The following is an 11,502-nucleotide window of genomic DNA, read 5'->3' as shown; positions in this document are numbered from 1 at the left end:
ACGGCCGGTGATTCCTCCGGCCGGGGCCCGTGGGCACCGTGTGTGACGTCGCCCGGGCCTCCTGGGGCCTCAGCCCAGCACGATCGTCACGTCGATGTTGCCGCGGGTGGCGTTGGAGTAGGGGCAGACCTGGTGGGCCGCGTCCACGAGCTTGGCCGCGATGTCCTGGTCGAGGACGGGCAGGGAGACGCTGAGGGCGACGGCGAGGCCGTAGCCGCGCTGCGTGTTGGGGCCGATGCCCACCTTCGCGGCGACCGTGGAGCCGGTGAGGTCGTAGCCCTCGCGGCGGCCGACGAGGACCAGCGCGTTGTGGAAGCAGGAGCTGTAGCCGGCTGCGAACAGCTGCTCGGGGTTGGTGCCGTTGCCGTCGCCGCCCAGCGCGGGGGGCATGGCGACCCTCAGGTCGATATGGCCGTCCTGGCTGGTGATGTAGCCGTCCCGGCCGCCGTGCGCGGTGGCCTCGGCCACATACATGATCTTCGCCGGACGGGTGTCCGGACGGTCCTGAGCAGGAGTGTCGGAGCGGGTCTCGACAGCGGCGCCGTCGGTCATGAATGAGCCTCCCCCAGGAAAAGCGCGCACAAGTACATCGTGCACAAGGTACCGGCTGGTAGGTGAGAGCGGTTACCAGGGGGTAGTAACCGGCGGTAACAACGGGTTGTCCTCAGGTGGCCGTCGTCCGCGTCGACCTCTCCGCCCGTGCCGTCAGCTCCCAGAGTTCCTCCCGCAGGCGGGCCACGTCACCGCCCCGCAGGCCCGTGGCGGCGGCCAGCGTCTCGGGGACGGCCTCCGCCCGGTCGCGGAGCTGTTCGCCGCGCCCGGTGAGCGTGATGTGGACCGAGCGCTCGTCGCGGGCGGAGCGTCGCCGGCTCAGCAGACCCGCCGCCTCCAGCCGCTTCAGCAGCGGTGAGACCGTGCCGTAGTCCAGGCGCAGGGCGCCGGCCAGCTCCTTGACCGTGGTCTCACGCCGCTCCCACAGACAGAGCATGACCAGGTACTGCGGGTAGGTGAGGCCGAGTTCGTCGAGCAGCGGGCGGTACGCGGCCGTGACCGCGCGCTGGGCCGCGTACAGCGCGAAGCACAGCTGCTCGTCGAGGAGCAGCGACCGGGGCCACGCGGCGTCCTCTTGATTCGTCACGCGCCCCATTGTCCTCAGCTCCCCGCGGCGACCGACCTCGGGTCGAAGCCGAACGGCAACTCCAGGCGGTGGGCCCGCATCAGGTCGTCGTCCGCGAGGAGTTCACCGGTGGGTCCGTCGGCCGCGATGACGCCCTCGCTGAGCACCAGCGAACGCGGACACAGCTCCAGGGCGTACGGCAGGTCGTGGGTGACCATCAGGACGGTGACGTCCAAGGAGCGCAGGATGTCGGCGAGTTCGCGGCGCGAGGCGGGGTCGAGGTTGGACGACGGCTCGTCGAGGACGAGGATCTCCGGCTCCATGGCGAGCACGGTGGCGACGGCGACCCGGCGGCGCTGGCCGAAGGAGAGGTGGTGCGGGGGCCGGTCCTTGAACTCGGCCATGCCCACCCGGGCCAGCGCGCGGTCGACGCGGGCCTCCAGTTCGGGGCCCTTCATCCCCGCGGCGGCCGGGCCGAACGCGACGTCCTCCCGCACGGTCGGCATGAACAGCTGGTCGTCGGGGTCCTGGAAGACGATGCCGACCTTCCGCCGGATCTCCGCCATGTGCTGCTTGCCGACGGGCAGTCCGGCGACGGCGACCGCGCCGGCGCCCCCGGTGAGGATGCCGTTGAGGTGCAGGACGAGGGTGGTCTTTCCGGCGCCGTTCGGCCCGAGCAGAGCGACCCGTTCGCCCCGGCCGATGGTGAAGTCGACGCCGAAGAGGGCCTGGTGGCCGTCGGGGTAGGCGAAGGCGAGCCCGGCGACTTCGAGGGACGGGGGTGCGGGTTCCTTGGACACGGTCACAGGGTCCATCCCAGCAGACAGACGACGAGCGCGGCGAACGGGAGGGCGAAGGCGTACGACCACTGTGCCCGCGAGGCGGTCACCTCGTCGATGACGGGCATGGTGCCGGCGTAGCCCCGGCTGATCATGGCGAGGTGGACGCGTTCCCCGCGTTCGTAGGAGCGGATGAACAGCGCCCCGGCGGACTTGGCGAGGACGCCCCAGTGGCGGACGCCGCTCGCCTCGAAGCCTCGTGACTCGCGGGCGATCCGCATCCGGCGCATCTCGTCGGTGATGACGTCGCCGTAGCGGATCATGAAGGTCGCGATCTGGACGAGCAGCGGCGGCAGCTTGAGGCGTTGCAGTCCGAGGAGGAGTTCGCGCAGCTCGGTGGTGGCGGCGAGGAGGACGGACGCGGCGACACCGAGGGTGCCCTTGGCGAGGACGTTCCAGGCGCCCCACAGTCCGCCGACGCTCAGCGACAGGCCGAGCACCTCGACCCGTTCGCCCTGCGCCACGAACGGCATGAGCAGGGCGAAGGCGACGAACGGCACCTCGATCAGCAGCCGCCGCAGCAGGAACCCGGCGGGCACCCGGGCGACGCCCGCGACCGTGGCGAGGAGCACGGCGTACAGCGCGAACGCCCACATCGCCTCGCGCGGGGTCGACACGACGACGACCACGAAGGCGAGGACGGCCGCGAGTTTGGTGTGCGGCGGCAGGGCGTGCACCGGCGAGTGCGCGTGCCGGTAGAGCTTGTGGGCGTGGCCGGCGCCCATGTCAGACGCTCTCGGGCACGGAGGACGGGGAGGTCGCCTCGGCCTCGCCGGTCCGGCGCCTGCGCACGGCCCAGAAGATCCCGGTGCCCGCGACGACGGTGACGCCGACGCCGATCACACCGGCGAGACCGCCGGAGAGCCGGGCGTCGGTGAGGCCCTGGACGCCGTAGTCGGCGAGCGGGGAGTCGGCGGCGGCGTGGTCCTCGACCTTGGCGTCGATGCCCTTGTCGGCGGCGACCTTCTCCAGCCCGTCCGGGTTCGCGGAGGCGTAGAAGCTGACGACACCGGCGAGGAGGAGGGAGGTGCCGAGCCCGGCGAGGATGAGCCTGCGGGGCGACCGGGCGGCCACCGGCACGGGCGCGGGACCGGCGGCGGGGGCGTCGACGAGCTCGCCGTTCACCCGGAGCTTCAGCGGCGCGGTCAGCCCACGGGCGCCGTGCACCAGGTCGGGGCGTACGGCGATGACGGCGCCGACCGTGGCGGCGGTGATCGCGGCCTCGCCGATGCCGATGAGGGTGTGCACGCCGACCATGGCCGTCAGGACGGAGCCGAGCGGCACGTCCGTCGTGCCGCCGATCGCGTAGACGAGGGTGAACGCGGCGGCCGCGGCCGACACCGACAGGAGCGCGGCGACGAAGGCGGAGACGGTCACGGAGCGGCGCTTCCTCGGCAGGACCTTGACCAGCCCGCGGAAGACGGCGTACGCCACGACGGTGGTGACGACGGCCATGATGGTGATGTTCACGCCGAGCGCGGTCAGGCCGCCGTCGGCGAAGAGGATGCCCTGCATGAGGAGCACCACGGACACGCACAGCACCCCGGTGTAGGGGCCCACGAGTATCGCGGCGAGCGCGCCTCCCAGCAGATGTCCGCTGGTGCCGGCCGCGACCGGGAAGTTCAGCATCTGCACGGCGAAGATGAACGCGGCGACCAGTCCGGCGAGCGGCGCCGTCCGCTCGTCCAGCTCCCTGCGCGCGCCGCGCAGGCTGACGGCGACGGCACCTGCGGCGACGACACCGGCGACCGCCGAGACGGGGGCGTTGATGAATCCGTCGGGGACATGCATGCGAGGACTCGCTCTCCGGATCGCCCGGTGGCGATCGCATCCGGCTGCGCGTGGCTGGAACCTTACGATGATAGGGCCTTATTGCGAGGGTCTTGCAAGAGCGCCTTCACTTCGAATAGCGAACAGATCGCCACCCCCGCCCCGGCCCGATACCTCCCTCCTCGGGCGGATGGCGAAAAATGTGCGACATTGGAGAGGCACGGAGAGCGGATCAACAGCTTCTGCTTGGGTCACTCAGCGTGAGGAGCCGCCCGATGTCTGTCACCGTCGAGCAGTACGCACGGGCTCATGTCGTCACGGACTCCCCCGAGGACCGGGATACGGTCCCCGTGATCCTCCGCTACGACCCCGACGGCGGCCCCACCGCCGTCCACGTGGGGCTGCCCGGCCCCCACGAGTGGACCTTCCCCCGTGACCTCCTCGAACGCGGTCTGCGCACCCCCGCGACCGCCGGCCCCGTCAGCATCTGGCCCTGCGGCCGGGTCCAGGCCGTCATGGAGTTCCACTCCGCCCACGGGGTCGCGGTGATGCAGTTCGACACGAAGGCCCTGATCCGCTTCCTCCGCCGCACGTACACGGCCACGCCGGTCGCGCACTGAGCAAGGGTGCCCCGGTCGAGCACAATGACCGGATGGCCGATGAGATGCACAACGGCGGGATCACGGCGCCCAGTTCACTCCGCGGGCTGTGGGCGGTACGGCACGGGCAGAGCACCGCGAACGTCGCCTTCGCCGAGGCCGAGCGCACCGGCTCCACGGAACTGCCGGTCCCCGGACGGGACACGGACGTCCCCCTGTCTCCGCTGGGACGTGAACAGGCCGGGTCGCTGGGCGACTGGCTCGCCGGGCTGGACGAGGGGACGGGGCCGGACCTCGTGGTCTGTTCGCCCTACACCCGGGCCCGGGAGACCTGGCAGGTCATGGCCGCGCACCCCCGGGTGACACCGCTTGAGCCGCTCGTCGACGAGCGGCTCAGGGACCGGGAGATGGGCGTCTTCGAACTGCACCCACCGGGCGCGCTACGGGCCCGCGCCCCCGAGGAGGCCGCACGGCGGGCCCTGCTCGGCGAGTGGGCGTACCGGCCGCCGGGCGGCGAGGCGATGGCCGATGTCGCGCTGCGCGTACGGGACTTCGTGACGGAACTGGACCGGGCCGCGCCCGGACGGCGGGTGCTGCTGGTGGCACACGACGCGATCGTCGTCAGCCTCCGCTTCGTCCTGGCCGGCCTGGGCGCGCCCTCCCCCGACACCCTGCCGCCGGTCCCCAACGCCTCGGTCTCGTCATGGACCGGCACGGGCGGGCGTCTGCGTCCGGTGCGGTGGGGCGACACCACGCACCTCGCCTGAACCAGCACCCCCTCGGCCCACGTCTCCGACGACGACCGCCCGTACGGCGCCGACCACGGCCTGGACCTCGACGCCGGCACGGCGGAACGAGGTCGTCGACCTCCTCGCCCACACCCTGGCCGAACGGCACACCGCCGTCTCCCGGGGCGACACCAACCCGGCGACCGCCGCGCGCCACGAGCACGCCACCGACCGTCTGCTCGGCGAACTGTCCCGCCGCTCCGCCCTGTCCCCGGAGGTCCGCGGCGCCGAGGAGACCCACCGCCGGGCCCTGCGGGCGAACCCCACACCTCAGGCGACACCGCCGCCCGCCCGACAGGGCGCGGGACCGGCGCCGGGAACCACGGGAGGGGCCGGGGCCGGGAGCAACCCGACCGCGGCCGCCGCCCGGACGCGGCCGCTGACCGACGGACCGGACGGACCTCCCGCCCCACACGGGCCACACCCGCTGCCCCGGCTACACAGGAACCGTGAGGGCCGCCGTGTACCCCTTCTCCACGCTGCCCTTCATGGTGGCCAGCTGCCGCTCGTAGCCGTCGCTGAAGATGCCGTCGGTCTCCAGGGAGAGCTCGCCGAGGTGGGTGACGCTCCGGCTGTAGCCGTCCGTCGCGTAGACGGTGTCGCAGACGTCCTTGGGGAACGCGAGCTGCGACGTGACCACGCTGTCCTGCGCGGCGGTGGCGTCGTCGAGGCTGTCGTACACCTCGAAGTGGATGTGCGGCCAGCGGCCGGTGTAGCAGCCCGGGAAGACCGATGTGAAGGTGACCTGGCCCTTGGCGTCGGTCTCCTGCACGCCGCGCAGGTAGTTCTCGTCGGTGACGCCGTCGGAGTAGAGGGAGTAGCGGCCCTCCCGGTCGCAGTGCCAGAGGTAGACGGCCGCGCCCTTCTTCGGCGTCCCGCACCCGGAGTCCGTGGCGACGACGGTGAGGGTCACCGTCAGCGGTACGCCCTCGGCGACGCCGTTCGCCGAGCCGATGCTCCTGGTGATGTCCCGGCGGACGACACCGCTCTCCCTGAGGACGTCGGGCCCGTTGGAGCCGTCCCCGGGGTACGGGCCGGCCGTCTCCGACGGGATGGTCTCGCAGTCGGCGCCGGCGGACGACGCGGACGAGCCGGAGGGCGACGACGAGGACGCCGACGACGTCCCGCCCGACCCGTCCGAGGAACAGGCCGCCACCAGCGGCACCATGCTGGCCCCTGCCAGCAGCCGGATCATGCGCCGCCGCGCCAGCACCGGCAGGTCGTAGGAGAGCCCTCGGTCGAACTCGTCATCATGGTCATGCCCGTGACCGTGCCCGCGGCTGTGGCTGTGCGGTGTGTCGCTCATGGTGGGGGCCTGCGCGCTCTCTGTTCCGTCCGTCATGCCACGCGCGATGCTACGAGCCCAACCTGTGGAAAGTTCAAGTTCCTTGCTCGGCGGCGCCCCTAGGTGGGACCGTCACGCCCCGACCGCCCCGTCCACCCCCTCCCGCAGGAGGTCCGCGTGGCCGTTGTGGCGGCCGTACTCCAGCAGGACGTGGACCATGACCATCCGCAGGGAGACCTCCTCGTCCCAGCGCGGCTGGCGGCCGGTCAGGTCGAGGGAGGGAGCCGCGAGCTCGATACGGCGGGAGTGCTCGACCTCGGCCTCCCACGCGGCGAACGCCTCCGCCCGTGTCGAGGCGCTGTCGTCGTACGCGGCCTGGAAGTCGATCTCGTCCGACCAGACCATGGGCGCGTCGTTGTCCTCGAACACCCGGCGGAACCAGGCCCGTTCCACCTCGGCCAGGTGGCGGACCAGCGCGAGCAGCGACAGCGTGGACGGCGGCATCGACCGCTGCCGCAGCTCCGCGTCGGTGAGGCCCTCGCACTTCATGGCGAGGGTCGCGCGGTGGTAGTCGAGGAAGGCCCTCAGCGTCTCCCGCTCGGATCCGAAGTGGGGCGGCCCCACCCGCTTGTCCTCGGCCATCGGCCGTCCTCCTCGTTCTCGGGTTCCCCAAAGCGGTCCGCAGCCGTGCCCGTCCGGCGTCGGGTGTGTTCAGAGCATCTTGTCGAAGAAGGCGCGGATGTCGGCGGCCAGGGCCTCCGGTTCGTCCATCCCCACGAAGTGGTGGCCCGGGTTGGACTCGGGCCAGTGCACGATCCGGTTGTCGCGCTCGGCGAGGCGGCGGACGGCGGGCGGCCCGCAGTACACACCGGTCGGCACCTGCCGTTGGCCCTCCGGCCAGGTGAACTCGTCCCGCTCGTACATGAACCAGGACGACGTGCCGGACGTCCCGGTCAGCCAGTAGAGCGTGACGTTGGTGAGGAACAGGTCGCGGTCCATGCCCTGGACGCCGAAGTCCCGGAACTTCTGCATCATCCACGAGAGCTGGGCGACCGGGGAGTCGTGCCAGCCGTACGCGAAGGTCTGCGGGGTGTGGCGGAGCAGGGTGTGGTGGTCGACGCCGCCCTGCGACCACTGCTGGACCATGTCGTACAACGCCCGCTCGTCCGGGGTCAGTTCGGGCAGGTCCTTCTCGGTCGGGAAGCCGAACCCGCCGTTGATGTGGACGCCGATGACGTGCGCGGGGGCCACGCGGGCCACCGCGGGCGCCAGGTACGCGCCGAGGTCGCCGCCCTGGGTGCCGTAGCGGTCGTAGCCGAGACGGCTCATCAGCTCGGCCCACATGCGGGCCACCCGGTCGACGCCGAAGCCGGTCTCGCGCGGCCCCTCGGAGAAGGCGAACCCGGGGACGGAGGGGGCGACGACATGGAACCCTCGCTCGGTGAGCGGGCCGATCAGGCGCGTGAACTCGACGACCGAGTTGGGCCAGCCGTGGGAGAGCAGCAGCGGCACGGCGTCCGGCCGGGGCGAGCGGACGTGCAGGAAGTGGACGTCGAGGCCGTCGATCTCGGTGAGGTACTGGGGGAACGCGTTGAGCCGGCGTTCATGGGTCCGCCAGTCGTACGCCGTGCGCCAGTACTCGGCCAGTTCCCTGACCTCCGCCACGGGGACTCCCCGGTCGGCCCCCTCGCCCGGCAGCTGTCGCGGCCAGCGCGTGCGCGCCAACCGGTCCTTCAGGTCGTCCAGTTCGGCCTGCGGGATGTCGATACGGAAGGGACGGACCTGCGTGTCCATGATCGCTCCGGTTGCCTCGGCGTGGGCTGGTACGACCAGGCTAGGAGCCATATAGGCCAGATCCTGTCCTCTATCGCACCGGCGCGCCCGCCTGGTGCGTGCGGCCGGTGAGGGTCCCCGCCCCTGTGGGCCCTCACCGGCCGGTTCTACGGGGAGGCCGGCGCGTCAGGCGCGCACGAGTTCCTCGTCGCGCTCCGTGCCCTCGGCGGCGTCGCCGTGCGTGCGCAGGCCCTCGCCCTCGACGTCGACGTCGGGCAGCGCCCGGTCCAGCCACCTCGGCAGCCACCAGGCCTTGTCGCCGAGCAGGGCGAGGACGGCCGGGACGATGGCCATCCGGACCACGAAGGCGTCGAAGAGGACCGCGACGGCGAGGCCGAAGCCGATCATCTTGACCATCGACTCACTGGAGCCGATGAAGCCCGCGAAGACCGCCATCATGATGACCGCCGCGGCCGTCACCACCCGCGCCCCGTGCCGGAAGCCGGTGACCACGGCCTGTCCGGGGCGCTCGCCGTGGACGTACGCCTCACGCATCCGCGTCACCAGGAAGACCTCGTAGTCCATGGCGAGACCGAAGACGACGCCCACCATGAAGATCGGCATCATCGACATGACCGGGCCGGTCTCCTCGACGCCCACCACGTCCGCCAGCCAGCCCCACTGGAAGACCGCGACCACCGCGCCGAGCGCCGCCATCACGCTGAGCAGGAAGCCGAGGGCCGCCTTCAGTGGGACGAGGACCGAGCGGAAGACCACGATCAGCAGCAGGAAGGCGAGGCCGACCACCAGGACCAGATACGGCACGAGCGCGTCGTCGAGCTTCTGGGAGACGTCGATGTTCATCGCCGTCGCGCCGGTGACCAGGACGTTCGCGTCGGAGTCGGCCTTGATCGCCGGCCCGGCGCCGCGGATCTCGTGGACCACGTCCTCGGTCGCCACGGACGACGGCTTGGAGTCGGTGACCACGGTGATCATCGCGGTGTCACCGGCCTTGTTGTACGTCGCCGGGGTGACCGTGACGACGCCCTTCATGTCCTTGACCTCGTCGGACACCTGCTTGACGGCGGCCTTCGGGTCGTCGGCGGACTTCGCGTCGACCACGACCATCAGCGGGCCGTTGGAACCGGGGCCGAAGCCCTCGGAGAGGAGGTCGTAGGCGCGGCGCTGGGTGGTGGACGTCGGCTGGGAGCCGTCGTCGGGCAGGCCGAGTTCGAGGGAGCTCGCCGGGATCGCGGCGGCGCCGAGGCCGATCACCGCCACGAGCAGCACCATCACCGGCCTGTGGACCACGAAACGGGCCCACCGCGTCCCCATGTTGGGCTTCTCCGCACCCTCGGTGCCCCCGGCCTTCCCCGCGGCACGACCGCCGCCCATCCAGCGGGCCTTGTGCCCCGTCGGGCGGACCTTGGCGCCCGCGTAGCCGAGGAGCGCCGGGACCATGGTGAGGGCGATGAGGACCGCGACGGCGACCGTGCCCGCCGCCGCGACACCCATCTTGGTGAGCATCGGGATGTTGACGACCGCGAGGCCGACGAGGGCGATGACGACCGTCAGTCCGGCGAAGACCACGGCGGAGCCGGCCGTGCCGGTGGCCCGGCCCGCGGCCTCCTCGCGGTCGCGGCCCTCGGCGAGTTCCGCGCGGTAGCGGGAGACGATGAAGAGGGCGTAGTCGATGCCGACCGCCAGGCCGATCATCATCGCGAGCGTCGAGGTGGTGGTGCCGAGGTCGAGGGCGCTCGCCAGCGCGGTGATCGAGGCGACGCCGATGCCCACGCCGACGAGGGCGGTCAACAGCGGCAGCCCCGCCGAGACCAGCGAGCCGAAGGTGATGACGAGGACGACGGCGGCGACCGCGATGCCGATGATCTCCGTGGTCCCGGTGTGCGGCGCGGCCTGGAGGGCATCGCCGCCGATCTCCACGGTCAGCCCGCTGTCCCGGGCACCCTCGGCGGCGTCCTCCAGGGCGTCCTTGGAGGCGTCCTCCAGCTCCATGCCGGAGACCTCGTACCGCACCTGGGCGTAGGCGATCGTGCCGTCCTTCGAGACCGACCCGCTCTTGAACGGGTCGGTGACGGAGGTGACCTCGGAGCCGGTGTCCAGTTCCCTGACGGTCCGCTCGACGGCCGCCTTGTTCGCGGCGTCGGCCATCTTCTCGCCGGCGGGCGCCTTGAAGACGACGCGTGCGGTGGCGCCGTCGGCGTTCATGCCGGGGAAGCGCTGGTCCAGCAGGTCGAAGGCCTTCTGTGCCTCGGTGCCGGGGACGGAGAAGGAGGACGAGCCCGCGGTGGGCGCGGAGGCGGCGCCGACGCCCGCGAGGGTCAGCAGCGCGACCCAGATCAGGGCGACGAAGTGTCGTCGCCGGAAGGCGAGTCGGCCCAGTTCGTAGAGGAATGTGGCCACGGGCGGTACTCCCGTTCAGGTCGTGGACGTGCAGGAGGGCAGGGGTGATCGGCCCGTGTGCTGCCGTACCGGGGAGTACGCGAACAGGGTCGATCGGCCCGACGACGTGAGCGGTGGCGTCAGGTGGGGCTCAGCCGCGTGTCACGCGGCGATGGCTCGGGGTGCGTCAGTCGGTCGGTACACCGAGGGCGGGGAGGACCACGGCGTCGATGTACGAAACGAGGAAGGCCTGCGTCGGAGGCAGCTCTTCGAGCAGCGTCCGGGTCACGAAGGCACCGAGCATCATGTGCATCACGAAGTCGAGCGCCGGGTTGTCCGGCCGGACCTCACCGCGTTCGACCGCGCGTTCCAGCAGCCGCTGGAACTCGGCGACCTGCGGTTCGATGAGGAACTCCCGGAAGGCCACCAGCAGTTCGGGGTTCGTGTGCACCGCCATGGCCAGGCCCCGCATGAGCGCGGAGTTCTGCTCCATGACGCAGTCGTCCTCGCGCCGCGCCAGGGCGTGCAGGTCGCCGCGGAGGGAACCGGTGTCGACGGCGCGGGCGCCCATCGACTTCTCCTTGCCGATCGCCTTCGCGACCAGCTCGGCCTTGCCGCCCCACTGGCGGTAGAGGGTGGCCTTGCTGGACCTGGTGCGGGCGGCCACGGCGTCCATGGTGAGGGCGTCGTAGCCGACCTCCCGGAGCAGGTCGAGCACGGCCGCGTACAGCTCGGCCTCGCGCTCGGGCGTGAGTCGACTGCGGCGCGCCGTCGCGGTCTCAGTCATCCCACTCTCCCCACTCCCACTGGACGTTCGAGACGACAAGGCTACCGGCCGCGTGCCGGGGCACAGGCCGGTCGACCCACTCTCGAACGAAACGGTTTCGTACGCTTAAGACGATACCCCGAGCCTTAAAGAAACGAAACGGTT

General features: G+C 71.7%; 12 protein-coding genes. 2 read left to right on the top strand and 10 right to left on the bottom strand.

Features of this window, described 5'->3' with window-relative positions; genetic code table 11:
• Positions 1-69: 69 nt before the first annotated feature.
• The 5 genes from SMA5143A_RS22955 to SMA5143A_RS22935 all read right to left on the bottom strand — a co-directional run bounded on the left by SMA5143A_RS22955 (position 70) and on the right by SMA5143A_RS22935 (position 3,747).
• The gene (locus SMA5143A_RS22955) at positions 70-552 is read right to left on the bottom strand and encodes an organic hydroperoxide resistance protein (protein ID WP_107464744.1); all 483 of its coding nucleotides are present in this window, start codon (positions 550-552) and stop codon (positions 70-72) included.
• A gap of 112 nt (positions 553-664) precedes the next feature.
• Positions 665-1,138: a MarR family winged helix-turn-helix transcriptional regulator gene (locus SMA5143A_RS22950; protein ID WP_181361975.1), complete on the bottom strand. Its 474-nt coding sequence runs from the start codon at positions 1,136-1,138 to the stop codon at positions 665-667.
• A gap of 14 nt (positions 1,139-1,152) precedes the next feature.
• Positions 1,153-1,932 (bottom strand): energy-coupling factor ABC transporter ATP-binding protein, encoded by a 780-nt coding sequence (locus SMA5143A_RS22945; RefSeq protein WP_107464742.1) that lies wholly within the window; start codon positions 1,930-1,932, stop codon positions 1,153-1,155.
• The gene (cbiQ, locus tag SMA5143A_RS22940) at positions 1,920-2,681 is read right to left on the bottom strand and encodes a cobalt ECF transporter T component CbiQ (protein WP_107464741.1); all 762 of its coding nucleotides are present in this window, start codon (positions 2,679-2,681) and stop codon (positions 1,920-1,922) included. The genes SMA5143A_RS22945 and cbiQ overlap by 13 nt, the downstream gene beginning before the upstream one ends.
• A gap of 1 nt (position 2,682) precedes the next feature.
• Complete coding sequence (locus SMA5143A_RS22935; RefSeq protein WP_107464740.1) at positions 2,683-3,747, bottom strand: energy-coupling factor ABC transporter permease; 1,065 nt, start codon at positions 3,745-3,747, stop codon at positions 2,683-2,685.
• Between the two features lie 254 nt (positions 3,748-4,001).
• Here SMA5143A_RS22935 and SMA5143A_RS22930 point away from each other — a divergent pair, with 254 nt between their 5' ends.
• Together SMA5143A_RS22930 and SMA5143A_RS22925 are read left to right on the top strand one after the other, a co-directional pair.
• Positions 4,002-4,346, top strand: a complete 345-nt coding sequence (locus tag SMA5143A_RS22930; protein WP_055522317.1) for an SsgA family sporulation/cell division regulator — start codon at positions 4,002-4,004, stop codon at positions 4,344-4,346.
• Between the two features lie 32 nt (positions 4,347-4,378).
• A complete protein-coding gene (locus tag SMA5143A_RS22925; RefSeq protein WP_258193679.1) occupies positions 4,379-5,092 on the top strand; it encodes a histidine phosphatase family protein in 714 nt (237 codons plus the stop codon).
• Positions 5,093-5,549: 457 nt separating this feature from the next.
• On the opposite strand, the gene SMA5143A_RS22920 is transcribed toward SMA5143A_RS22925, so the two are convergent.
• The 5 genes from SMA5143A_RS22920 to SMA5143A_RS22900 all read right to left on the bottom strand — a co-directional run bounded on the left by SMA5143A_RS22920 (position 5,550) and on the right by SMA5143A_RS22900 (position 11,358).
• Positions 5,550-6,419 carry an intradiol ring-cleavage dioxygenase gene (locus SMA5143A_RS22920; protein ID WP_107464739.1) on the bottom strand — a complete coding sequence of 290 codons (870 nt, stop codon included), beginning with the start codon at positions 6,417-6,419 and terminating at the stop codon, positions 5,550-5,552.
• A gap of 111 nt (positions 6,420-6,530) precedes the next feature.
• Entirely contained in the window at positions 6,531-7,040 is a 510-nt protein-coding gene (locus tag SMA5143A_RS22915) for a DinB family protein (RefSeq protein ID WP_107464738.1), read from the bottom strand.
• Between the two features lie 69 nt (positions 7,041-7,109).
• A complete protein-coding gene (locus SMA5143A_RS22910; protein ID WP_107464737.1) occupies positions 7,110-8,192 on the bottom strand; it encodes an epoxide hydrolase family protein in 1,083 nt (360 codons plus the stop codon).
• A 165-nt stretch (positions 8,193-8,357) separates the two neighbouring features.
• Positions 8,358-10,592 (bottom strand): MMPL family transporter, encoded by a 2,235-nt coding sequence (locus SMA5143A_RS22905; protein ID WP_107464736.1) that lies wholly within the window; start codon positions 10,590-10,592, stop codon positions 8,358-8,360.
• A 166-nt stretch (positions 10,593-10,758) separates the two neighbouring features.
• Positions 10,759-11,358, bottom strand: coding sequence for a TetR/AcrR family transcriptional regulator (locus tag SMA5143A_RS22900; protein WP_107464735.1), 600 nt, complete (start codon positions 11,356-11,358; stop codon positions 10,759-10,761).
• Between the last annotated feature and the right edge of the window lie 144 nt (positions 11,359-11,502).

This window comes from Streptomyces sp. MA5143a (assembly GCF_900290235.1).
Classification (GTDB): Bacteria; Actinomycetota; Actinomycetes; order Streptomycetales; family Streptomycetaceae; genus Streptomyces.
Note: the sequence above shows the minus strand (reverse complement) of the source record. Positions and strands in the feature narration are given on the sequence as shown.